The sequence below is a fragment of the Microbacterium sp. BWR-S6Y genome, from assembly GCF_041379845.1.
Lineage (GTDB): Bacteria > Actinomycetota > Actinomycetes > Actinomycetales > Microbacteriaceae > Microbacterium > Microbacterium hydrothermale.
In genome coordinates this window covers 447,553-470,681 of record NZ_JBFECV010000003.1, presented here as the reverse complement: position 1 = coordinate 470,681, position 23,129 = coordinate 447,553, and the positions used below count along the sequence as shown (strand labels likewise).

Here is a 23,129-nt window from a genome sequence, read left to right as displayed (position 1 = left end):
ACTGATTCAGGAGATATTCCGTGACCGTCAAGATCGGAATCAACGGCTTCGGCCGTATCGGACGCAACTACCTCCGCGCGGCTCTCGCGCAGGGTGCCGACCTCGAAATCGTGGCGGTGAACGACCTCACCGACAACAAGACCCTCGCGCACCTGCTGAAGTACGACTCCGTGGGCGGCGTGCTGTCCGAGGACGTCTCGTACACCGAAGACTCCATCACCGTCGGCGACAAGACCATCAAGGTCTTCGAAGAGCGCGACCCGGCCAACCTCCCCTGGGGCGAGCTCGGCGTCGACATCGTCATCGAGTCGACCGGCCGCTTCACCAAGGCCGAGGACGCCAAGAAGCACGTCGCCGGCGGCGCCAAGAAGGTGCTCATCTCCGCTCCCGCGACCGGTGACGACGCCACCATCGTCATGGGCGTGAACGAAGAGACGTACAACCCCGAGACCGATGTCATCATCTCGAACGCCTCGTGCACCACGAACTGCCTCGCCCCGCTGGCGAAGGTCTTCGAAGACGCCTTCGGCATCGAGCGCGGCTTCATGATGACGGCGCACGCCTACACCGCCGACCAGAACCTGCAGGACGGCCCGCACAGCGACCTCCGTCGTGCGCGCGGCGCGGCGATCAACATCGTCCCCGCCTCGACCGGTGCCGCCAAGGCCATCGGCCTGGTGCTGCCCGAGCTCAACGGCAAGCTCAGCGGCTCGTCGTACCGCGTTCCGGTCCCCACCGGCTCGATCGTCGACCTCACGATCGTCACGCCCACCGAGGGCCTGACCGTCGACCAGGTCAACGAGGTCTACAAGAAGGCCGCCGCCGAGGGTCGCCTCAACGGCATCCTGCAGTACACCGAGGACCCGATCGTCTCGAGCGACATCCAGGGCAACCCGCACTCCTCGATCTTCGACGCGGAGCTGACCAACGTCAGCGGCAACCTCGTCAAGGTCTCGTCGTGGTACGACAACGAGTGGGGCTACTCCAACCGTCTCGTCGACCTGACCGAGTACGTCGCCGAGCGTCTCTGACACTCCATGGCTCTGCGCACCCTCGATTCGCTGGGGTCGCTCGCCGGCACGCGCGTCATCGTCCGTTGTGATCTGAACGTCCCCCTCAAGGACGGCGTCATCACGGACGATGGCCGCGTGCGCGCGTCGTTGCCGACCCTCAACGCACTGATCAACGCCGGCGCGCGTGTGGTCGTGTGCTCGCACCTGGGCCGCCCCGACGGGGCGCCCGACCCGAAGTACTCGCTCGAGCCGGTCGCGCAGCGCCTGTCCGAGCTGCTCGGCCAGCCGGTCGCGTTCGCGCGCGACACGGTCGGCGAGTCGGCTCAGGATGCCGTGGCGTCGCTGGAGGACGGCGAGGTCGCGGTCATCGAGAACCTCCGCTTCAACGCGGGGGAGACCTCGAAGGACGAGGCCGAGCGCCAGGCCTTCGCGCGCGAGCTCGCCGGCCTCGGCGACGCGCTCGTGTCCGACGGCTTCGGCGTCGTGCACCGCAAGCAGGCGAGCGTCTACGACCTCGCCCAGCTCGTGCCCTCGGCTGCGGGCCTGCTCATCCAGAAGGAGCTCGAGGTCCTCGATCGCCTCACCGAGAATCCCGAGCGTCCGTACACGGTCGTCCTCGGCGGCTCGAAGGTCAGCGACAAGCTGGGCGTCATCGAGCACCTTCTCCCGCGCGTGGACAAGCTCCTCGTCGGCGGCGGCATGATGTTCACCTTCCTCGTGGCCGAGGGTCACAAGGTCGGCTCGAGCCTGCTCGAGCAGGATCAGATCGACACCGTGAAGGGCTACCTCGCCACGGCGAAGGAGCGCGGCGTCGAGATCGTCCTCCCGGTCGACGCGGTCGTCGCGGCCTCGTTCTCGGCGGATGCCGAGCACGTGGTGGCGGATGCCGACGCCCTCGAGGACACCGCCTTCGGTGCCTCGGGCCTCGGTCTCGACATCGGACCGCGCACGGCGGAGCTGTTCGCCGACGCGATCCGCGGCTCGCGCACCGTGTTCTGGAACGGCCCGATGGGCGTGTTCGAGATGAAGGCGTTCGAAGCCGGCACGAAGACCGTCGCCCAGGCGCTCACCGAGGTCGACGGCCTCAGCGTCGTCGGCGGCGGCGACTCCGCGGCCGCCGTGCGTCAGCTCGGTTTCGCCGACGACCAGTTCGGTCACATCTCCACCGGCGGTGGCGCCAGCCTGGAGTTCCTCGAAGGCAAGAAGCTCCCCGGACTGGAGGTCCTCGGATGGCAACAGTGAACAGAACCCCCCTCATCGCGGGCAACTGGAAGATGAACCTCGACCACCTTCAGGCGGTCGCTTTCGTCCAGAAGCTGCACTGGACGCTGAAGGAGGCCAAGCACGAGAACGGCAGTGTCGAGGTCGCGGTCTTCCCCCCGTACACCGACCTGCGTACCGTGCAGACGCTCCTCGACGCCGACAAGATCGAGTTCGCGCTCGGTGGTCAGGACCTCTCGGCCCACGACTCCGGCGCGTACACCGGCGAGATCTCGGGTCAGTTCCTGGCGAAGCTCGACGCGACCTACGTGATCATCGGTCACTCCGAGCGTCGTCAGTTCCACCACGAGACCGACGAGGTCGTCGCGGCGAAGACCCAGGCCGCCCTGCGCCACGGTCTCGTCCCGGTGATCTGCGTCGGCGAGACCTCGGAGGACCTCGAGAAGTTCGGCGCGAGCGCCGTTCCGGTCGGGCAGCTCGAGGTGGCGCTCGACGGCGTGTCGGCGGACGCCGACATCGTCGTGGCGTACGAGCCGGTCTGGGCCATCGGCTCGGGTCAGGCGGCGACGCCCGATCAGGCCCAGGAGGTCTGCGCCAAGCTGCGCGCGGTCGTCGCCGACAAGCTCGGTGCCGACGCGGCGGCGCGCACGCGCGTGCTGTACGGCGGTTCGGTGAAGTCGGGCAACATCGCCGGCTTCATGCGCGAGCCCGACGTCGACGGTGCGCTGGTGGGCGGGGCGAGCCTCGTGGTCGACGAGTTCGCGGCGATCATCCGCTTCCAGAAGCACGTCGGCGTCTGACGCCCTTCCGGATGCCCGCGGCCGCGCGCCGCGGGCATCCGTGCGTCGGAGACGCGTCCCCGTATACTTGACGCTTGTGCGGTCGTCCCGTCCGCGCGCGAAAGGCTTTCGACAGTGCAGATTCTCGAGTTCGTCCTGCAGGTTCTCCTGGGCGTCACCAGCCTCCTGCTGACCCTGCTCATCCTGCTCCACAAGGGTCGCGGCGGCGGTCTGTCCGACATGTTCGGCGGCGGCATGAGTTCCGCCCTCGGATCGTCGGGACTGGCCGAACGCAACCTCAACCGTTTCACGATCGTGCTCGCGCTGGTGTGGTTCGTCACCATCGTCGGCCTCGGTCTTCTGACCAAATTCGCGGAGATCTGACATGGCCACTGGCGGCAATGCCATCCGTGGCTCGCGCGTCGGCGCGGGCCCCATGGGCGAACAGGACCACGGCTTCCACGCGGACCGCGTTGCGGTGTCGTACTGGGACGCCCTGGGCAACGAGACCGTGCGGTACTTCGCGGCGGGGATCCCCGACGACGAGATCCCCGAGACGATCGACTCGCCCCACTCGGGCCTTCCCGCGGGCCGCGACAAGGCGAACCCCCCGGCGCTGGCCAAGGCCGAGCCCTACAAGACCCACCTCGCGTACGTGAAGGAACGCCGCAGCGACGAAGAGGCCGCATCGCTCCTCGACGACGCGCTGCAGCAGCTCCGCGAGCGTCGGGGACAGTAACGTCCTCGATCGCCGACGTCAGAAGGGCCGGATGCCGTGGCATCCGGCCCTTCCGTCTTTCGCGGCGTCCGGCGACGGACGCCTTCCGGCACGGCGTCCGCGTCAGCGGACGGGGGAATCCGTGACGATCGTGGTCCACGGACCGGGTGGGACGTCGACGTCGTCGACGAAGGCCCAGTCGACGTGGTCGCCGTCTCCGTCGAGCTCGGCGAAGCCGAGGCATCCGTTCAGCGCGGGGGAGACGTCGAGGCCGGCGCCGTTGAAGCGCTCGTTCGCGGGACGGCGGTCGTCGGAGCCGAACACGTACGCGCTGTCGCGGTACTCACCGGGGCCGGCGTCCTCGATCTGGCCGTAGCAGACGCGGTCGCCCTTGCGCAGAACCACCCAGCGGTTCTTCATGAGGCTCGCGTCGGGATCGTCGACCGTCGCGGCGTACTGCGGCTGTCCGGCCCACGGCACGACCTCTCCCCTCGTGGCGAAGCCCTCCTCGTCGTTGACGTCGTCGAAGGGCAGGTCGAGGTAGAACGGATTCTCGAGCGGGGTCATGCGCGTGGGGAAGTACCCGTTGTCGGCGGTGCGCTTCTCGGTGCGGCATTCGTCGCCCTCGACGACGCCGTCGCATCCGCCGTACGAGCCCAGCCAGTCGGAGTCGTAGGTCGAGATCCGCTGGCTGCCGTCCGCCGCCTGCGGGTCGAACACCTCGCCGACCCAGAACGTCGTCGAGACGATCCCGGTGTGCCAGGGGTAACCGGTGTCGGGCAGGGGCGCGGGCGTGGGGGCGCACCCCGCCGCACCGACGGCGACAGCCACCGCGAGGGCGGTCGTCGCCGTGCGGCGCGAGCGGGGTGTCATCCGGTGACGTCGCTCTCGGTCGGCCGGAAGACCTCGAGCGGACCGGGCGGTGTCGCCGGCGCGGAGGTGTCGACGGGCGCGGTGGCGCTCATCACGGTGAGCGGGGGAGCGCTCGCGCTGTCGTACAGGCCGAGGTCGTCGGTGCGCAGGGTGCCGTTGCCGAAGATGTTCAGCGCGAAGCTGATGCCGTTGTATCCGGTGGGGATGGGCGCGGTCGTCCAATCGGCCTCCGTCCAGTCACCGGCCGCGGCGAACCACGGGCTCGAGGTCCAGTACGACCAGCTTCCGCTCGTCGAGCGCAGATAGACGGCGAACTGCGTGGGCCCGCTCGCCTGATACCACTCGCGCAGCGTGTACGACCGGCCGGGCGTCACCGTCGGTGAGCACTGGCCGAGGTCGAACTGGGGGAGGAGCTTGGCATCCCCGTCGACGTAGCCGGTCATGCTGATGCCGCTGGCGATGTTGCCGGTGTGCGCCGGGGAGCCGGTGCTGAACTCCGGCGTGTTGGTACCGTACCCCCCTCGCATCCAGCAGTCGGGTGCGCCCGTCTCCAAGCTGGGGTTGAGGATGCCGTTCGTCGAGCCGGTCGGGGCGGGCACGGCGGGTCCGTCCACGACGGGTTTGGCCGTGCCGCCGATCACACTGCCGATGGTCTTGACGACCGTCCCCGCCGACTGGCGGGTCTTCAGCCACGACACGAACTGGCTGAACGTCGAGGTGGTGACGGCCAGATCGCTGCACGCGTCGTCGCAGACGTCGTGGAAGGTGTACTGCACCCATCCGCCGCCGTTCTTCTCGGCGTTGGTCACGCCCTGCTTGAGATCGGCGAGCGTCCAGGTGGCATCCACCTGATCGAGGGCGGCGAGCGCGAACGGATCCGCGGGCGGTGTCTTCTCGGCGTACGCGCAGTCGGGGCAGCCGAAGCGGCTCTTGATGTCGCCGAGAAGCCGGCCGCTGTTGTAGCCGCACGCGGCCACGGCCTTCTCGACGTCGGGGGTGGACGAGGCGAACGGATACGCGAAGCTCTTGACCGTGAAACCCCACGAGGTGAGGTTCTTGCGGTCCTGGCAGATCTGTCGGGTGGCCTCGTCGACGCTCACCTGCGCGAGGTCGGGGTGGTTGACCGTGTGGCCGCCGATCTCGTGGCCGGCGTTCTTCAGGTTCGTCAGATCGGCGCGGGTCATGTGCCCGGTCGCCCCGATGTACCCGGAGGGGACGTAGAAGGTGGCCTTCATCCCGTTCGCCTTCAGTGCCGGGAGAGCGTTGAGCTGGTCGGCGTTGGCGTCGTCGAAGGTGAGGCTGACCACCGTGCGGGTCGCGGCCTCGGCGGGCGAGGGGGTCAGCGCGAGGCCCCCCGCGAGCACCACGGCCAGGGCGGAGAGCACGGCCAGCACACCGAGGCCCACGCGACGGCCCAGCCGACGGCGCGGGTGACGGCGACGTTCACGGCGCCGGTCGGAGAGCGAGAGGAGGCGCCGTTCGCGGCGCAGCCGGGGTGGGTTCATGGGATCGGTGTCCGTCTCTGTCGTCCGTTCGGGCCGGCGGGCGTCGATCGCGCTCATGACACCGTCACCGACTTCGCGAGGTTGCGCGGCTTGTCGACGTCGCGGTGCAGTCGCAGGGCGAGCTCGCGCGCGAACATCTGCAGGGGGATGACGCTCTCGAGCGGGCCCCACGAGGGTCCGGTGCGCGGCAGGTGGAGCGCCACCCCGCCGACGTTCAGCACGCGTTCGCCGATCCGGATGACACGTCCTCCGCGCGCGGTCACCTCGGCGATGTCGACATCGAGACGCGGATCGCCGTTGTCGACGACGAACACGGGGGTCCCCGTGGTCACCAGGGCCAGCGGACCGTGCTTCAACTCGCCCGCGGGCTGGGCTTCCGCCCAGCGGTACGACAGCTCCTTCAGCTTGAGAGCGCCCTCGGCGGCGTACACGAGACCGGCCCCCCGGCCGAGGAAGAGGAAGCCCGATGCCCGCGCGTGGTCGGCGGCGAGCTGCGCGCACGGACCCCGCCACGTGTCGAGGGCGGCGGCGAGGGCGTCGGGCGTCGCCGCGAGGGCGCGCAGATCCGCGTCCACGCACGCGGAGTCGCCGCGGTCGGCGGCCGCGAGACCCGACAGGGCCACGCACACCCCGGTGAGGACCTGTGCGACGAAGGTCTTGGTCGCCGCGACCCCCACCTCGGGACCGGCCAGGCAGTCGATGACCGCGTCGGAACGGCGAGCGAGCGTCGAGGAGGTGTTGTTGGTCAGGGCGAGCACGGTGCCGTGGCGCGGGGGCAGGGCATCGAGGGCGCGGAGCACGTCGGCGGTCTCGCCGGACTGGCTGATCGCGATCACGAGCGTCCGCGGCTCCCACACCTCGTGCGCGATCTCGCTCGCGACGAGGGTGCGCGTCGGCATCCCCCCGAGGCGGCTGAAAACCCCGGCGACGGCGCGACCCGCGTGCAGCGACGTTCCGCAGCCGAGCACGGCGACGCGATCGATGCCGTCGACAGAGGGGAGCCCGAGCCCCCTCCACAGTCGACCGTCGGCGATGCCCGGGGAGAGGGCCTCGAGCACGCGACGAGCGATGAGGGGCTGCTCGTCGATCTCGTTGCCCATGTGGTCGCGGTGGCGGCCGGTGCTGGCCAGCAATGCCGTCCGCGGCACCGGCCACAGGCCCCGGGGCCGGCAGCTGCCACCGGAGCGGTGCCAGCGCGGGCCGGCGGCGTCGACCTCGACCACGTCGTCGTCTTCGAGCACGCGGAATTCGTCGACCTCGGGGGCGATCGCGCCCACGTCGCTCGCGAAGTACGTGCCGCCACCCGCCTCGGCGCAGATCAGCGGGGAGCCGTGCGCGGTCGCCGCGAGCGCGCCGCTGCGTGCGTCGAGAACGACCACCGCCCACGAGCCCGAGAGGTGGGTCACCGCGTCGGCGAGGGCGTCGCCGAGGCCGACGCCGGGGCGCTGCGCCTGCTCGACGAGGTGGACGATGACCTCGCTGTCCACGCCGGTGGCGAAGCGGTGTCCGGCTCCGACGAGCCGCGCCCGCAGCGCGTCGGCGTTGTCGATGATCCCGTTGTGCACCACGTAGAGGCGGCCTCCGCAGTCCTCCAGCGGGTGCGCGTTCGCCTCGCTCACCTCGCCGTGCGTCGCCCACCGGGTGTGCCCGATCGCCGCGGTCGTGGCATCCGCCGACTCTTCTCCGACGACGACGGCGAGGGCGGCGACTCCGCTGAGCGTGCGCGCGTGCATCGTCGAGCCATCCGGACGCCGGGCGGCGATCCCCGCGGAGTCGTAGCCGCGGTACTCGAGGCGCTCGAGGGCGTCGCGCGCACGGGATGCCGCCGCGGTGGGGCCGCGGTAAGCGGTGATCCCGCACATCAGAGCACGCCCCGGAACGATCCTGCCGCGGCCAGGGGCATGGCATCCGAACCGAGCCGCTCGCGGGAGAGCAGATCGGCGGCCACGCGCATGATCGTCGTCGTGAGCGGGGTCGTGGGCTCGTAGCCGACGAGGTCGTGCGCCTTGGTGTTGTCGGGGACGCGCCGCCGCATGTCCTCGAAACCGGGGGCGTACGCCCGCTCGTACGGGACCAGCTCCACCTCGCTGCGACTGTCGAGCGTCGCGATGATCTCCCGGGCCAGGTCGAGGATGGAGATCTCGCGCGATCCGCCGAGGTTGTAGGCCTGGCCGCGGGCGCGGGGGTCGCGCTCGATGCGGACCATCGCGGGCACGACGTCTTCGACGGCCGAGAAGCAGCGGGTCTGCAGACCGTCGCCGAACACGGTGAGGGGGTGCCCGCGCAGGGCCTGACCGACGAGGTTGGGCAGCACCATCCCGTACCTGCCCGTCTGGCGGGGGCCCACCGTGTTGAACAGGCGGACGATCGCCACGTCGAGGCCCTCCTGGTCGCAGTACGCCTTCGCGAACGCCTCGTCGATGCCCTTCGCCCCCGCGTACGTCCAGCGCGACAGCAGCGGATCGCCGAGCACGCGGTCGGAGTCCTCGCGCAGACGGTCGGCCGTGTTCTTGCCGTAGACCTCGCTCGTGGACACGAGCAGGACGGACGCCTTGTGCTCGATGGCCGCGGTGAGCACGTTCTCGGTGCCGTGGATGTTGATACGCAGACCCCGCAGGGGCTGCTCGACGATGAGCTTCACCCCGACGGCCGCGGCGAGGTGGAACACGCGGTCGCACGTGCGCATCGCCTGGTCGACGGTCCGGCTGTTCAGGATCGAGCCGTGGATCATCTCCAGGCGCGGGTTGTCGGCGACGCCGGCGAGGTTGCGCGCCGATCCGGTCGACAGGTCGTCGAGCACGACGACCTCGTCGCCTGCGGCGAGCAGGTGCTCGACGAGGTGGCTGCCGACGAAGCCCGCCCCGCCCGTGACGAGGGTGCGCATCCCTCCGGCCGCGGAGCCGAAGACCGGGACGACGCTCACAGGAGCACCCGCCCCGCGATGTCGGTGCTGCGGTAGGTGCCGTCGACCACGAGGGCCTCGCCGTCGAGCCAGCCGAGGTCGCAGTCGTGGTGGCGCGTGTGCACGAGGACCACGTCGGGGTGGAACGCCCCCGGATCGTCGAGCGAGTCGCGCTCGCGGCCGGAGTCGAGATGGATGTGCGGGGCGTGGGTGTCGACGTACTGCACCTCGGCGCCGACGTCGATCAGGTGATCGATGATCTCGAGGGCGGGCGACTCGCGCAGGTCGGCGACGTCGGGCTTGTAGGTCACCCCGACCACGAGCACGCGGGCGCCGAGCGTGCCCTTGCCGGCGCGGCCGAGCACGTCGCGGATGCGTTCGACCACGCGACGCGGCCGGGCGGCGATGCGCGTCATGGCCTCGGTGATCACCCCCGCGTCGACGTGCAGCGCCTTCAGCTGCCACAGCAGGTAGTGCGGATCGCACGGGATGCAGTGACCGCCCACCCCCGGACCCGGGTAGAACGCCATGAATCCGTAGGGCTTCGTGCTGGCCGCCTCGATCACCTCGGTGACGGGGACGTCGAGAGCTCCGCAGATGTCGGCGAACTCGTTCGCGAGGGCGATGTTGACCGCGCGGAACGTGTTCTCGAGCAGCTTCGTCATCTCGGCGGTGGCGAGGCTCGAGACGCGGTGCACGCGGGCGGCGTAGCGCGAGAGCAGCTGAGCGCCCTGCTCCTCGCAGCGGGGGGTCGCGCCGCCGACCACGCGGGGGACGACCTCCTGGGCGAAGCCGATGTTGCCGGGGTCGATGCGCTCCGCGCTGAAGGTGACGAAGACGTCGCGTCCGATCTCGAATCCGCGCTCGCGCAGCGGCTGCTCGACGAGGTCGTGCGTGCAGCCGACGTAGGTCGTGGAGGTCAGCATGACGAGCTGCCCCGGGCGGGCCGCGGCGACGACGGTGGCGCACGCGGCCCGCAGGGGAGCGAGGTCGGGGACCTGCTGGTGGTCGACCGGGGTGGGCACGCACACGACGATCGCGCTCGCCCGGGAGAGCTCGCTCACGTCGCCGGTGAGGCGGAACTCGCTCGGGCGCCGGAGTGCGGCATCCAGTCGTTCCCGGTCGGAGTCGATCAGGTCGGCGCCGCGGGCAGCGATCGTGCGCAGGCGCCGCGACGACACGTCGAGGGCCAGCACGCGCGAACCGCTCGCGTGATACGCCAGGGCGGTCGGCAGCCCGACGTAGCCCAGACCGACGATCGCGACGTCGAAGTCGAACGCGGGCGTCGGCGCGGCGACGGCGATCGGCGTGTCCGGGGCAGGGGAGGCGCCGTCGCGGGGGAGCGGCGTCGTCGGAGCGATCACGTCAGGGCGGACATCGAGCGTGGACATCTTCATCCTCCAACAGCGGGTCCGAGGGGGCGGTGGGGGGCCACGCCCCCTCGGACGATTCGGGTGGGCGGTCAGGCGTCGGGTGAGGATCGGCGCTGATCCGCGGCCCACGTTCCTGCGTCCCCGACACGGTGGTCAAGCGACCCCGGTCGATCGTGCGGACTCCCGCCGCCCGCACGGCGATATGCGGGGAACCGCAACCGCGAGTGCGGTCCGCACCGGGTGCGCGGGGCCGGCTCCGGCGTACCGTCGGGACCGATCCGCGACCCGGAAGCGGACCGGCCGCCGTCCGGGCTGTCGCCTCGGAGAGGGGATGCCATGACCGTGGCGCTCGTCGTCTTCATCGCCGTCTGCACGGTCGGCGTCTCGACCCTGGTCTGGGGCACCGTCGCCGTGGTCCGTCTCGTGGCCGAGCGCCACCGTCGGCCGGGCCTCCTCATCCCTTCGATGTACTACCGGGGCGACGAGGTCGCCGTGCTCATCGCCGCGCACGACGAGGAGCTCGTGATCGCGGATGCCGTGCGGGCAGCGCGCAGGCTCGTCCCCGCGGGCAACGTCTTCGTCGTCTCCGACGGGTCGCGAGACGACACCGTCGCGCGCGCGCGGACCGCGGGGGCGACCGCGTGGGACCTCTCGCCCAACCGCGGCAAGGCGGGGGCGATCCGCGCGGGGCTGGAACGCTTCCGCATCGCGGAGCGCTTCCCCCTGCTGCTCCTCCTCGACGCCGACTCGCGGCCGCGGCCGGACTACCTGCGCACGGCGCTGCCGCTGTTCACCGACGACGGGGTGGTCGCCGTGGCCGGCCGGGCGACCACCTCGACCGAGACGCCCGCGACGCGCATGGGACGCTTCCTCACCGCCTATCGCGAGCGCACGTACGTCTGCACGCAGTACCTGCACAAGTTCGGGCAGGCGGCGGCCGGAGCGGATGCCGTGGCGATCGTGCCCGGGTTCGCGAGCCTGTACCGCACCGACGTCCTCGATCGCATCGACATCGACGCCCCGGGACTGTCGATCGAGGACTTCAACATGACCTTCGAGGTGCACGCGAAGAGGCTCGGGCGCATCGCCTTCCACCCCGCGTGCGCGATCGCCGAGACGCAGGATCCCGCGGTGCTGCGGGACTACTCCGCCCAGGTGCGACGGTGGAGCCTCGGCTTCTGGCAGACGCTGCGCCGCCACGGCCCGCACCGCGGGCTCTTCTGGCTGTCGGTGGGCGTGTTCGCGCTCGAGACCGTCGTGTCGAGCCTGGTGCTCGCCGCGATCCTGCCCCTGCTGCTGCTCGCGGCCGCCGCGGCCGCCGTGAGCGCGCTCGCCACCGGCGAGGAGGCGGCGGTCGCCGGGCAGGTGGCGGCGCAGCTGCCCCTGGTGCCGCTGCTGGTCGGCTTCGTCGTCGTCGACCTGGCGATGAGCGTCTTCACCTGCCTGGTGTCGCGCACGCGGCCGCGGCCGGCGATGCTGCTGTACCCGCTCATGCGCGTGTGGGACGCGCTGCTCTGCCTGCGCGCGTTGGGCGCCGCGTGGGGTCGGCCCTCCGACGGCCGCTGGCGCAGCCCCGACCGGCGCGCGGTGCAGCGCCCGGGGGCGGCGCACACGCGTCGCGATCGACGGGCGGCGGGTCTGACGGCGTAGGGGGGATGCCGCGGGCTCGAGGCCTGGCGGGACCTCGCGCCGGCAGCGGGGCTCGCGGCGTGCCGGAACCCCGATGCCGCGGGCTCGAGGCGCGGCTCCACGTCGCGCGCGTCGACGCGGCTCAGCCGACCGCGCCGCGCAGCCGGCTGACGAGCTGCACGCGCGAGGTCACGCCGAGCTTGCGGTAGATGCCGGTCAGTCGCAGCTCCACGGTGCGCAGGGAGACGAACAGCGCCGAGGCGATCTCGCGGTTGCGCAGCCCTCGTTCCACCAGTTCGACGATCTCCCTCTCGTGCGCGGTGAGCGCGCGCATTCCCTCTCCCGCGCCCGCCGTCGGCACGAGGGGGCGCAGGGGGGACGCGGCCTCGCCGGGGAGGCAGCGCTCGCGCGCGCGACGCAGGCGGGACTGCTCGAGAGGGGCGTCGTCGCTGCGGAAGACCGCCTCCGCGACGCGGAACGCCTCGAGGCCATCGCGGTCGGAGTCGCACACGGCCCGTGAGCGCGCGAGCGCGAGGGTCGTCCACCGACGGGGCGGGGCTCCCGCCGCATCGCGTTCGAAGCGCTCGAGTTCGCGGCGGGCCTCGGCGTGACGCCCGGCGAGCCACAGCGCCTCGATGAGATCGGCCAGGGTGCGCGTCACGGCGGGGTCGGTGTCGGAGGTCGCCGTCCGCGCCGCGCGAAGGAGGTCGACGGCCTCGGCGAAGCGGCCCTCGTCGAGGGCGATGGTCCCCTCGACGCCGTCGAACCACGGCAGCAGGGCGGTCGCCCCCTCGCGCCGCGCACGGTCCCGACCCTGCCGGACGAGATCTTCCGCGCCCACCGGGGGCGACTGCAGGGCGGCCGCGGCGGCGAGCACGAGGGTGCTGGAGGCGTCGGTGCTGCGCCCGGGGATCCATTCGCGTCGCCAGGCCGTCACCGTCTCCTCGGCGGACGCCGGGTCGCCGGCCCGCACGTCGATCGTGACCAGCTGCCGCAGCAGGTGCTCCCGCCACATCGGCGCGATCCGCGGTGAGCGGTCGAGCTGCGCCCGCGCGACGCGACGGGCGGCGGGGTAGTCCTCGCGCAGCAGGAGGAGTCCCGCCTGCAGCAGCGCCTGCTCGGCGGGCATCTGCTCGAGGGCCGTCTGCGGGACGGGGAGATCGATCGCCCCCGTCTCGATCGCATCGAGGGGGTGGGCCAGGGCGCCGGTCGAGCGGCATCCTCCCATCTCGTCCGCGATGCGCGCCAACAGGGCCGTCTGCGTCGACGCGACCCCCCGTTCGGCGGCCATCGCGATGCACGCCACGGCCGCGTCGACCTCCCCGCGGTGCAGGTGCAGCGCCGCGGACTCGCACAGGAGCATCTCGGATGCCGCGGGGTCGGCCCCGATCCGCGGATCGGCGTGCGTCAGCACGCTGTCGTCCACGACGTGATCGGCGACCGCACCGGCGCGCAGCCGGGCGATGGCCGCGCGCAGCCGGGTGTCGGGGTCGGCGCTCACCCCCGCCCTGCGGAGGTAGTGCTGCGCGAGGAGGTCGTGACCGTCGAGGACCAGGGCGTCGCCGAGCTCGACGAGGAGGTCGCAGCGCCGCGCTTCGTCGATCTCGCCGGCCAGCGCGCGTTCGGCGAACTCCACCGCGGCGATCACCTCGTCCTCGCGCGTGAGCAGCACGGCCCCCTGCAGGAGGCGCGCGCGGTCGGCGGCGGGGTCGAGGAAGCTCTCGTGCCACCGCCGTGTCGCGGGGTAGTCGACGGCGTGATCCTCTGCGGCCTGGGCGTGCAGGGTGCGACGCTGCTCCGGACGCAGCCCGGCGTGCCGACGCAGCCGATGGGCCGGGTCGGCGATGCGCGCGAGCTCCCCGCGCACGACCACGCTGCCGTCCTCCAGCAGATCGTCGATGTCGACGCCGTCGGCGCGGGCCCTCTCGCGCAGCCTGTCGACACCGTAGACGGGTCCGACCGCGAGCAGATCGAGAAGCGCCGACAGGCGCGGGTCGCGGGGACGGTCGTCCGACGGACGTCGGTGCGAGCTCGACCCGACGACGCGCAGCGGCAGGGACAGCGGCTCTTCGCCGGCGACCTCGGGGGGCGTCAGGCGCAGGGCCGTCAGGATGCCGGGGTCGCCCGCCGTCAGCTCGGCGACGACGTGCAGCACGGCGCGCGACGCGCCGGGTCCGAGCACGTGACCGGCCAGTTCGACGGACTCCGCGAACGACAGACGGTGGATGCGGGTCTGCAGCAGTCCGGCGAAGTCGTGTCGCCCCTCGAACGTGCCGCTGGTCGCGATGACGCTCACCCCGGTGCCGCGCAGTCGCGCGAACACGTACGACAGGACGGTGATGCTCGCGCTGTCCATCTCGTCGAGGTCGTCGATCACGACGACGTGCGGGTCGGCGCGCAGCAGGTGCAGGGTGCGGCTCACCTCCTCGGCGATGAGGTGCTCCGGCCAGTCCCGCCCGCGCGCGAGCACCGTGTCGACGGCGGCCCTGCGCTCATCGTCGAGCGCGGCGATGATCGCGGTGAGACCGGAGAGCGGCCACATCCGCTCGCTCGGACTCGCCGTGACCAGGACGGCGTCGTGTCGCGCGGCGATCTCGCGCGCGAGCGTCGTCTTCCCCGACGCGCCCTCTCCGACGAACAGGCCCGCCGCACCGCTCCCGGAACCGATCAGGTTCGCAGCGACATGCAGCTCTCGTTGACGACCGACAAATGGCATCCGGACGCTCCCTCGCGCGTCTGCCGACCGACGACCGTGACCGTCGCGTCGAACCGGGATGCCCCCCACCCGAAGGGTAGGTCGGGTTTCACGTTCTGACAAGCCCCCGCCGCCCCGGAGGACGCCGAGAGACCGGATCGGGTCCGGTCTCTCGAGGTTCTCCGGGCGCTCAGTACTCGCGGTCGATGAGCTGCGGGGGAACCTGGTCCGCGGCCACCTCGTCGACGAAGAACGCGGTGCGGCGGCGGCCCTTGGCCCCGGCCGCGGGGACGCTCTGATAGCTCGCTCCGGCGAGGGCCAGCCCGAGGGCGGCAGCCTTGTCGGCTCCCGCGATGACCATCCAGACCCGCTTCGAGGAGTTGATGACGGGACGGGTGAGCGACACGCGCTCGGCGGGAGGCTTGGGGGAGTCGCGCACCGGCACGGTGGCGCGATCGGTCACCGAGATCTCCGGCCGGTCCGGGAAGAGCGACGCGATGTGCGCGTCGGGCCCGACACCCAGGAAGCAGATGTCGAACGACGGCCAGGGGCCGGTCTCGCTGCGGTCCGAGGGGGCGAACTGCGCCAGTTCGTCGGCGTAGGCGATCGCCGCGGCATCCAGGTCGAGACCGTCGTCGGTGGAGGCCACGACGTGGATGTTCTCGGCGGGGATGTCGAGGTGATCGAGGAAGGCCTCGCGCGCCTGCTTCTCGTTGCGGTCGTCGCTGTCGCGCGGCACGAACCGCTCGTCGCCGAACCAGAAGTGCACCAGCGACCAGTCGACGTCGGAGACACGCTCATCGCGCGCCGCCGTCCGCAGCACCGCTCCGCCCATCGTGCCGCCGGTGAGGCAGATGTGCATGCGCTTGCCCTCGGCGACGCGCTTGACGATGCGGTTCATGAACCGGGTCGCGACGTACTCGGCGAGGGTGTCGGCGTCGCGCTTGATGATGACGCGCTTGGCCGCGCCGTTGTCGGTCACGAGGCGTCCTCGGAGCTTGCGGCGAGGAGCAGGCTGTGGCCCTCGGTGATCACGCGCCCGTAGAGCAGGTCGGGGTCGAGGCGGCGCAGCTCCTCGGCGAGGCACTCGCGCAGGGTTCGTCGCGGGAAGGCGAGGTCGTGGGTGGGCTGACCGGGCTGCGTCAGCACGGCGATACCGGCCTCGGGGCGCTCGAGCAGCGTGTCACCGCTCGGCCGTGTGAGGCGCACGGACTTGATGCCGCTCGCCCATTCGTCGGCCGGGAGGTAGGCGTAGTCGACGGGGGCGTCGAGCTTCATGCCGAGCCATGCCGCCAGCAAGGCGGTCGAGGGGGAGTCGGCGGCGCCGCGCACCTCGATCGCCGTCACCGGCTCGAACGGCGGCTGGTCGAGCACCGCGGCGAGCTGCTCGCGCCAGCGGGTGACGCGCGTCCACGCGAAGTCGGTGTCTCCGGGCGCGTAGTGCTCGCCGAGTCGCGCGACCCAGGCCGCGGGATCGGCCTGCGACGAGGCGTCGGTGATGCGGCGCTGGGCGATGCGGCCGATCGCGGAATGCGAGGGATCCTCGGGGGCCTCGGCGGGCCACCACGCGACCACCGGAGCGTCGGGCAGCAGCAGGCCGGTGACGAGGCTCTCGGCGTTCGAGCCCGCGGCGCCGTGGGCGCGCAGGACGACGACCTCGCTCGCTCCGGCATCGCCGCCGACGCGGATCTGCGCGTCGAGCCGCGGCTCTTCGCCCTCGTCGCCGAAGAGCACGGCGATGACGCGCATCGGGTGCTCGCGAGAGGCGTCGTTCGCGGCCTCGATGACTTCTTCTTCGGCACCGTGATGCGTGACGATGATGAGCGTGAGCACGCGGCCGAGGGCGACGGCGCCGCCCTCTTCGCGCACGCTCACGAGGCTCTTCGAGATCGCGCTGACGGTCGTGTCGGGCAGATCGATGATCACGGGCGCCTCCAGGTGCGGCCGTCGCGGGCGAGGAGTTCGTCGGCGGATGCCGGCCCCCACGACCCGGGCGAATACTGTTCGAGAGGACCGCCCTCGGCGGCCCAGTACTCCTCGATCGGGTCGAGGATCTTCCAGCTGAGCTCGACCTCCTCGTGGCGCGGGAACAACGGCGGGTCGCCCAGCAGCACGTCGAGGATGAGGCGCTCATAGGCCTCGGGGCTGGCCTCGGTGAAGGCGTGGCCGTAGCCGAAGTCCATGGTGACGTCGCGCACCTGCGTGCCGTCACCGGGGACCTTCGACCCGAAGCGGATCGTGACGCCCTCGTCGGGCTGCACGCGGATGACGAGCGCGTTCTGGCCGAGCTCCTGGGTCTGGCTGCGCGAGAAGAGCTGCTGCGGGGCGCGCTTGAACACCACCGCGACCTCGGTCACGCGACGGCCGAGACGCTTGCCGCTGCGGACGTAGAACGGCACCCCCGACCAGCGGCGCGTGTTGATCTCGAGCTTGATCGCCGCGTAGGTCTCGGTGACCGACTCGGGGTTCATCCCGTCTTCCTCGAGGAAGCCGAGGACCTTCTCGCCGCCCTGCCAGCCGCCGGCGTACTGACCGCGCGCGGTCGCCTCGGCGAGGTTCTCCGGGAGGCGGACGGCGGCGAGCACCTTCTCCTTCTCGGCGCGCAGGTCCGCGGCGTTGAAGCTGATGGGCTCCTCCATCGCCGTGAGGGCGAGCAGCTGCAGGAGGTGGTTCTGGATGACGTCGCGCGCCGCGCCGATGCCGTCGTAGTAGCCGGCCCGGCCGCCCACCCCGATGTCCTCGGCCATCGTGATCTGCACGTGGTCGACGTAGTTGCGGTTCCAGATCGGCTCGTACAGCTCGTTCGCGAAGCGCAGCGCGAGGATGTTCTGCACGGTCTCTTTGCCGAGGTAGTGGTCGATGCGGAAGATCGCGTCGGCCGGGAAGGCGCTCTCGACGACCTCGTTGAGCTCGCGGGCGGATGCCAGGTCGTGACCGAACGGCTTCTCGATGACGACGCGGCGCCAGCCCTTCGTGTCCTCGGCGCTGTCGCCCACGAGGCCGGAGGCCTTCAGCTGGGTCGTGACGAGGGGGAACGCCTTCGGCGGGATGGACAGGTAGTAGGCGTGGTTGCCCATCGTGCCGCGCTCGGTGTCGAGCTTGTCGACGGTGTCGCGCAGTCGTGCGAAGGCGTCGGGGTCGTCGAACTCGCCCTGCACGAAGCGGATGCCCTCGAGCAGCTCCTTCCACGTCTCCTCGCGGAACTCCGTGCGGGCGTACTTCTTGACCGACTCGTAGACGACCTTCGCGAAGTCCTGGTCCTCCCAGTCGCGGCGGGCGAAGCCCACCAGCGCGAACCCGGGGGGCAGGAGCCCGCGGTTGGCGAGGTCGTAGACCGCCGGCATGAGCTTCTTGCGCGAGAGGTCTCCCGTCACGCCGAAGATCACCAGGGCGCTGGGCCCGGCGATGCGATTGAGTCGGCGATCCTCGGGATCGCGGAGGGGATTGTGACCCGGTGTGATCTCTACGACCATGTCTTACTGTGCCGCCTCGAAGAGTGAGAGCACCTCGACCTGCGGGTCGGTCAGCGTCAGCGTGACGACGGGACGGCCGTGGGCCGCTCCCGCCAGCACGCTCGCGTCTCCCGCGGCCTGTGCCTGGATGAGTTGTCCGAACGTGAACGGTCGCCCCGGGATCTCGAGGTCGACGTCGGTGCGTTCGATGATCTGGAGGAACACGCCGGTGGCGGGTCCGCCCTTGTGGTACTGCCCGGTGGAGTGGAGGAACCGCGGTCCCCACCCGAACGTGGTCGGTCGACCGGTGTCGGCCGCGACGAGTTCGCGGAGCCCGGAGAGCTGGGCGAGCTCGAGGCGGTTGACGTACGCCTGCAGGCTCACGTAGCCGTCCGCGGGCACGCGGCTCCACAGCGCGGCGAGCACGCCCGCGACCGTGCCGCTCTCGGCGAGGGCCGGGTCGGACACGCGCACCTCGACGCCGTCGGCGACGAAGGCCGGCGCGGTGGGCTCGGGCTGCGCCTCGAGCAGGCCGCGCGTCGCCTCTTTCGCCGACTCGACGTCGGGCTGATCGAACGGGTCGATGCCGAGCATGCGCCCGGCGATCGCGGTCGCGTGCTCCCAGACGACGAACTGCGCGCCGAGGGAGCCGCTGACCAGCACCTCATCGGTGTGGCGCTCGAAGAGGTGGAACGCGTCGGCGTCGTCGACGAACCGCACGATCTGCAGGTCGTCGGGCTTCGCCTCGAGCTCGGGCGAGACGGGCAGCAGGACGACCGGCAGGATGCCGGTGCCGTCTTTGCCCGTGGACTCGGCGACGAGCTGCTCGATCCAGTCGGGCAGACCGATGAGGTGGCTCCCGTCGGTGACGAGCCCGAGCTTGTCGCGGCGACCGGCGCCGCCGCCCGCGATCGCCGCGGCGAGCACGAGGGCCGGGTTCTCGGGAGCGTCGATGGCGACCTCGAGCAGGGTCGCATCGGCCTCGTCGAGGAGGTCGTCGATGTCGACGCCGGCCAGTCCCGCGGGCACGAGGCCGAACGCGGTGAGGGCGGAGTAGCGCCCGCCCACGGTCGGGTCGGCGGTGAAGACGCGGTATCCGTCCGCGCGAGCGGACTGCTCGAGAGGGGAGCCGGGGTCGGTGACCACGACGATGCGCTGCGCGGGGTCGATGCCCACGTCGCGGAAGGCGGCCTCGAAGGCGCGCTTGGCGGAGTCGGTCTCGATGGTCGATCCCGACTTGCTCGACACCACCAGGACGGTCTGCTCGAGGCCGCCCGATTCGGAATCGCCGTCGATCGCGGCCAGGACCTGGCCGGGCGAGGTGGAGTCGAGGACGACCAGCGGCACACCGGCGGACTGCGCGATGACCTCGGGGGCGAGGGAGGAGCCGCCCATTCCGGCCAGCACCACCCGGGTCACGCCCTGCGCGGCGAGCTCGTCGCGCAGGGCGGTGATCTCGGGTACGAGCGGGCGGGAGACCGAAACGGCTCCCACCCACCCGAGCCGACGAGAGGCCTCGTCCTCGGCTGCCGCGCCCCACAGGCTCGCATCCCCCGCGGTGATGCCCGACGCGATGAGCGACCCGGTCAGTGCCGGGAGCTCCGCGTGGACGACCGCGGCGACGTGGCCGGTGACCTTGACGGCGAAGCTCACTGGGCTGCCTGGGCGCTTCCGGCGTCGAGAGCGGTCTTCACGGTGTCTTGCAGCTCGTGCCACGAGGCGATGAACTTCTCCACGCCCTCGTCCTCGAGCGTCTGCGTGGCGTCGGCCACGTCGACGCCCGCCGCGGCGAGCCGGTCGAACACGTCGTGCGCCTCGGCGTACGCGCCGGTCACGGTGTCGCCGGTGATGACACCGTGGTCGAAGGTGGCCTCGAGGGTCTTCTCGGGCATCGTGTTGACGGTGCCCGGGGCGACGAGCTCGGTCACGTAGAGCGTGTCAGGCAGCGCGGGGTCCTTGACGCCCGTCGAGGCCCACAGGGGACGCTGCACCGTGGCACCGGCATCCAGGAGCTTCTTCGCGCGGTCCTCGGAGAACTTCTTCTCGTACAGCTCGTAGGCCAGACGGGCGTTGGCGATGCCCGCCTTGCCCTTCAGCCCCGCCGCCTCGTCGGTGCCGATCGCGGCGAGACGCTTGTCGATCTCGGTGTCGACGCGGGAGACGAAGAACGAGGCGACCGACTGCAGGGTCGAGATGTCGTGGCCGGCGGCGTGCGCCTTCTCGACACCCGCGAGGTACGCGTCGATGACCTCTTCGTAGCGCTCGAGGCTGAAGATCAGCGTGACGTTCACCGAGATGCCCGCGCCGATGACCTCGGTGATGGCGGGCAGGCCCGCCTTGGTCGCGGGGATCTTGATGAGGACGTTCTTGCGGTCAACGCGGGCCGACAGGTCTTTCGCCTGCGCGACGGTGCCCTCGGTGTCGTGCGCGAGGTCGGGCGAGACCTCGATCGACACGCGGCCGTCGACGCCGTTCGTGGCCTCGAACACCGGCAGGAAGATGTCGCACGCGTCGCGCACGTCGTCGGTGGTGATGGAGAAGATCGCCTCGTCGACGTCGGCGCCCGCCGCGGCGAGCTCCTTCACCTGGCCCTCGTACGCCTCGCCCTTCGACAGGGCCCCGGCGAAGATGGTCGGGTTGGTCGTGACGCCCGAGACGTTGCGCGAGTCGATGAGCTCGGCGAGGTTGCCGGACTGGATGCGCTGACGCGACAGGTCGTCGAGCCAGATGCTGACGCCCTGAGCGGCGAGGTCTGCGGTGGGAGTGCTCATGTCGTTGTTCTCCTCGGATTACTTCTTCGCCGCGGCGAGCGAGTCGCGGGCGGCTTCGACGACGGCCTCGGCCGTGATGCCGAACTTCTGGAACAGGGTCTTGTAGTCGGCCGACGCACCGAAGTGCTCGATCGCGACCGAGCGACCGGCGTCGCCGACGATGCCGTGCCAGCTGAGCGCCGAGCCGGCCTCGACCGAGACGCGCGCCTTCACCGACGACGGCAGGACCGACTCGCGGTACGCCTCGTCCTGCTCGGCGAACCACTCCAGCGACGGGGCCGACACGACGCGGGCGTGGACGCCCTCGGCGGCCAGCGTCTCGCGCGCCTCGACGGCCAGCTGCACTTCGGAGCCGGTCGCGATGAGGATGACGTCGGGCTCGCCGTTCTTGGCCTCCGCGAGCACGTAGGCGCCCTTGACGGCGCCCTCGGCCGACGCGAACTCGTCACCGGATGCCGCGCCCTCGCCGCGCGCGAACACGGGGATGTTCTGGCGGGTGAGCGCGATACCCGCGGGCCCGGCGGTGCGGCGGAGCATCTCGAGCCACACGACGGAGGTCTCGTTGGCATCCGCGGGACGCACGAGCGCGAAGTTCGGGATGGCACGGAGGGTCGCGAGCTGCTCGATCGGCTGGTGCGTCGGACCGTCTTCGCCGAGGGCGACGGAGTCGTGCGTCCAGACGAAGATCGTCGGGATGTTCATCAGCGCGGCCAGACGAACCGGCGGGCGCATGTAGTCGCTGAAGATGAGGAACGTGCCGCCGAACGGACGGGTCGGTCCGTGCAGCACGATGCCGTTGAGGATCGCGCCCATGGCGTGCTCGCGGATGCCGAAGTGCAGCACGCGGCCGTAGGGGTCGCCCGACCACTCGTGCGTCGACCACGACGAGGGGATGAACGACTTGGCGTTCTTGATCGTCGTGAGGTTGGACTCGGCGAGGTCGGCCGATCCGCCCCAGAGCTCGGGGAGCTCGGCGGCGAGGGCGTTGATGACCGTGCCCGAGGCCGCACGGGTGGAGACGTCCTTGCCCGCTTCGAAGGCGGGGAGGGCGTCGGCGATGTCGGCGGGGAGCTCGCGGGCCTGCATGCGGTCCCACAGCTGCTTGCGCTCGGGGTGGGCAGCGGCCCACGCGTCGAACTTCTCCTGCCAGGCGGCCTTCTCTGCCTCGCCGCGCTGCACGAGCTCGCGCGTGTGGGAGATGACGTCGTCGGCGACGGCGAAGTGCTGCTCGGGGTCGAAGCCGAGCACCTCCTTGGTGGCCTTCAGCTCGTCGGCGCCGAGGGCGGAGCCGTGGATCTTGCCGGAGTTCTGCTTGCCGGGCGAGGGCCAGCCGATGATCGTCTTGAGGATGATGAGCGAGGGCTTGCTGGTCTCGCCCTTCGCGGCCTCGATCGCGGCGTGCAGCTCGGCGACGTCTTCGACGTATTGACCGGTCTTCTTCCAGTCGACCGTCTGGACGTGCCAGCCGTACGACTCGTAGCGCTTCCGGACGTCCTCGGTGAAGGCGACGTTGGTGTCGTCCTCGATCGAGATCTGGTTCGAGTCGTAGATCGCGATGAGGTTGCCGAGCTCCTGGTGGCCGGCCAGCGAGGAGGCCTCGCTCGTCACGCCCTCCTGGAGGTCGCCGTCGCCGGCGATCACGTAGACGTAGTGGTCGAAGGGGCTCTCGCCGGCGGGGGTCTCGGGGTCGAAGAGACCGCGCTCGTACCGGGCGGCGTACGCGAAGCCCACGGACGAGGCCAGGCCCTGGCCGAGCGGTCCGGTCGTGATCTCGACGCCGTCGGTGTGGCCGTACTCGGGGTGGCCGGGGGTGAGCGAGCCCCAGGTGCGCAGCGCCTCGAGGTCCTTCAGCTCGAGGCCGAAGCCGCCGAGGTACAGCTGCACGTACTGCGTGAGCGAGGAGTGACCGGCGGAGAGGATGAAGCGGTCGCGCCCGGGCCAGTGCGTGTCGGCCGGGTCGTGGCGGAGCACCCGCTGGTACAGCAGGTAGGCGGCGGGGGCCAGCGACATGGCCGTGCCCGGGTGGCCGTTGCCCACCTTCTCGACGGCGTCAGCCGCCAGGATGCGTGCGGTGTCCACCGCGCGCCGATCGATCTCGTCCCATTCGAAGTCCGACAACACGGTGCCTTTCTCGATCCTGCGCCCGATTCACGTACCGACGTCCGCGCTCGTCACCGTAGGAGTGGGAGGGGGGTGGG

At 71.3% G+C, this 23,129-nt stretch carries 18 protein-coding genes; 6 read left to right on the top strand and 12 right to left on the bottom strand.

Features of this window, described 5'->3' with window-relative positions; translation table 11 throughout:
* Positions 1–20 precede the first annotated feature (20 nt).
* The 5 genes from gap to AB1K56_RS09350 all read left to right on the top strand — a co-directional run bounded on the left by gap (position 21) and on the right by AB1K56_RS09350 (position 3,752).
* Positions 21–1,031: a type I glyceraldehyde-3-phosphate dehydrogenase gene (gene gap / locus AB1K56_RS09370; RefSeq protein WP_136585807.1), complete on the top strand. Its 1,011-nt coding sequence runs from the start codon at positions 21–23 to the stop codon at positions 1,029–1,031.
* Positions 1,032–1,037: 6 nt separating this feature from the next.
* Entirely contained in the window at positions 1,038–2,255 is a 1,218-nt protein-coding gene (gene pgk / locus AB1K56_RS09365) for a phosphoglycerate kinase (protein ID WP_136585806.1), read from the top strand.
* Positions 2,243–3,034, top strand: a complete 792-nt coding sequence (gene tpiA, locus AB1K56_RS09360) for a triose-phosphate isomerase (RefSeq protein WP_136585805.1) — start codon at positions 2,243–2,245, stop codon at positions 3,032–3,034. The genes pgk and tpiA overlap by 13 nt, the downstream gene beginning before the upstream one ends.
* Before the next feature lie 114 nt (positions 3,035–3,148).
* Complete coding sequence (gene secG / locus AB1K56_RS09355; protein ID WP_013586744.1) at positions 3,149–3,397, top strand: preprotein translocase subunit SecG; 249 nt, start codon at positions 3,149–3,151, stop codon at positions 3,395–3,397.
* Between the two features lies 1 nt (position 3,398).
* Positions 3,399–3,752 (top strand): RNA polymerase-binding protein RbpA, encoded by a 354-nt coding sequence (locus AB1K56_RS09350; protein ID WP_055955187.1) that lies wholly within the window; start codon positions 3,399–3,401, stop codon positions 3,750–3,752.
* Positions 3,753–3,854: 102 nt separating this feature from the next.
* Here the strand turns inward: AB1K56_RS09350 and AB1K56_RS09345 are convergent, their stop codons facing one another.
* From AB1K56_RS09345 to AB1K56_RS09325, 5 genes are read right to left on the bottom strand one after another with little or no spacing between them, the layout of a single operon-like run.
* A complete protein-coding gene (locus AB1K56_RS09345; protein ID WP_371205420.1) occupies positions 3,855–4,604 on the bottom strand; it encodes a hypothetical protein in 750 nt (249 codons plus the stop codon).
* Positions 4,601–6,109 (bottom strand): polysaccharide deacetylase family protein, encoded by a 1,509-nt coding sequence (locus AB1K56_RS09340; protein WP_371205419.1) that lies wholly within the window; start codon positions 6,107–6,109, stop codon positions 4,601–4,603. The genes AB1K56_RS09345 and AB1K56_RS09340 overlap by 4 nt, the downstream gene beginning before the upstream one ends.
* Before the next feature lie 53 nt (positions 6,110–6,162).
* On the bottom strand, positions 6,163–7,971 hold the full coding sequence (gene glmS / locus AB1K56_RS09335; protein ID WP_371205418.1) for a glutamine--fructose-6-phosphate transaminase (isomerizing): 1,809 nt from the start codon (positions 7,969–7,971) through the stop codon (positions 6,163–6,165).
* Positions 7,971–9,032 (bottom strand): NAD-dependent epimerase/dehydratase family protein, encoded by a 1,062-nt coding sequence (locus tag AB1K56_RS09330; protein ID WP_371205417.1) that lies wholly within the window; start codon positions 9,030–9,032, stop codon positions 7,971–7,973. Before AB1K56_RS09330 ends, glmS begins: the two co-directional genes overlap by 1 nt.
* Positions 9,029–10,402: a nucleotide sugar dehydrogenase gene (locus AB1K56_RS09325; RefSeq protein WP_371205416.1), complete on the bottom strand. Its 1,374-nt coding sequence runs from the start codon at positions 10,400–10,402 to the stop codon at positions 9,029–9,031. The genes AB1K56_RS09330 and AB1K56_RS09325 overlap by 4 nt, the downstream gene beginning before the upstream one ends.
* A 318-nt stretch (positions 10,403–10,720) precedes the next feature.
* Between AB1K56_RS09325 and AB1K56_RS09320 the strand changes: the two genes are divergently transcribed.
* Complete coding sequence (locus AB1K56_RS09320) at positions 10,721–12,034, top strand: glycosyltransferase family 2 protein (RefSeq protein ID WP_371205415.1); 1,314 nt, start codon at positions 10,721–10,723, stop codon at positions 12,032–12,034.
* Positions 12,035–12,155: 121 nt separating this feature from the next.
* On the opposite strand, the gene AB1K56_RS09315 is transcribed toward AB1K56_RS09320, so the two are convergent.
* From AB1K56_RS09315 to tkt, 7 genes are all read right to left on the bottom strand, one after another.
* On the bottom strand, positions 12,156–14,729 hold the full coding sequence (locus tag AB1K56_RS09315; protein ID WP_371205414.1) for a LuxR C-terminal-related transcriptional regulator: 2,574 nt from the start codon (positions 14,727–14,729) through the stop codon (positions 12,156–12,158).
* Between the two features lie 169 nt (positions 14,730–14,898).
* The gene (gene pgl, locus AB1K56_RS09310) at positions 14,899–15,690 is read right to left on the bottom strand and encodes a 6-phosphogluconolactonase (RefSeq protein ID WP_136585799.1); all 792 of its coding nucleotides are present in this window, start codon (positions 15,688–15,690) and stop codon (positions 14,899–14,901) included.
* Entirely contained in the window at positions 15,687–16,634 is a 948-nt protein-coding gene (locus tag AB1K56_RS09305) for a glucose-6-phosphate dehydrogenase assembly protein OpcA (protein ID WP_371205413.1), read from the bottom strand. The genes pgl and AB1K56_RS09305 overlap by 4 nt, the downstream gene beginning before the upstream one ends.
* A complete protein-coding gene (gene zwf / locus AB1K56_RS09300; protein ID WP_371205412.1) occupies positions 16,631–18,181 on the bottom strand; it encodes a glucose-6-phosphate dehydrogenase in 1,551 nt (516 codons plus the stop codon). Before zwf ends, AB1K56_RS09305 begins: the two co-directional genes overlap by 4 nt.
* A 3-nt stretch (positions 18,182–18,184) precedes the next feature.
* Positions 18,185–19,813, bottom strand: coding sequence for a glucose-6-phosphate isomerase (locus AB1K56_RS09295; protein WP_371205411.1), 1,629 nt, complete (start codon positions 19,811–19,813; stop codon positions 18,185–18,187).
* Positions 19,810–20,931, bottom strand: coding sequence for a transaldolase (gene tal / locus AB1K56_RS09290; RefSeq protein WP_371205410.1), 1,122 nt, complete (start codon positions 20,929–20,931; stop codon positions 19,810–19,812). The genes AB1K56_RS09295 and tal overlap by 4 nt, the downstream gene beginning before the upstream one ends.
* A gap of 18 nt (positions 20,932–20,949) precedes the next feature.
* Positions 20,950–23,049, bottom strand: a complete 2,100-nt coding sequence (gene tkt / locus AB1K56_RS09285) for a transketolase (protein ID WP_371205441.1) — start codon at positions 23,047–23,049, stop codon at positions 20,950–20,952.
* Positions 23,050–23,129 lie beyond the last annotated feature (80 nt).

Bases quoted from the DNA above. Each gene is read 5' to 3' on its own strand.
- AB1K56_RS09320 (WP_371205415.1), top strand. From the start codon at position 10,721: ATGACCGTGGCGCTCGTCGTCTTCATCGCCGTCTGCACGGTCGGCGTC.
- AB1K56_RS09325 (WP_371205416.1), bottom strand. From the start codon at position 10,402: ATGTCCACGCTCGATGTCCGCCCTGACGTGATCGCTCCGACGACGCCG.
- pgk (WP_136585806.1), top strand. From the start codon at position 1,038: ATGGCTCTGCGCACCCTCGATTCGCTGGGGTCGCTCGCCGGCACGCGC.
- tal (WP_371205410.1), bottom strand. From the start codon at position 20,931: ATGAGCACTCCCACCGCAGACCTCGCCGCTCAGGGCGTCAGCATCTGG.
- AB1K56_RS09350 (WP_055955187.1), top strand. From the start codon at position 3,399: ATGGCCACTGGCGGCAATGCCATCCGTGGCTCGCGCGTCGGCGCGGGC.
- AB1K56_RS09340 (WP_371205419.1), bottom strand. From the start codon at position 6,109: ATGAACCCACCCCGGCTGCGCCGCGAACGGCGCCTCCTCTCGCTCTCC.
- AB1K56_RS09345 (WP_371205420.1), bottom strand. From the start codon at position 4,604: ATGACACCCCGCTCGCGCCGCACGGCGACGACCGCCCTCGCGGTGGCT.
- zwf (WP_371205412.1), bottom strand. From the start codon at position 18,181: ATGGTCGTAGAGATCACACCGGGTCACAATCCCCTCCGCGATCCCGAG.
- glmS (WP_371205418.1), bottom strand. From the start codon at position 7,971: ATGTGCGGGATCACCGCTTACCGCGGCCCCACCGCGGCGGCATCCCGT.
- tpiA (WP_136585805.1), top strand. From the start codon at position 2,243: ATGGCAACAGTGAACAGAACCCCCCTCATCGCGGGCAACTGGAAGATG.
- AB1K56_RS09315 (WP_371205414.1), bottom strand. From the start codon at position 14,729: ATGCCATTTGTCGGTCGTCAACGAGAGCTGCATGTCGCTGCGAACCTG.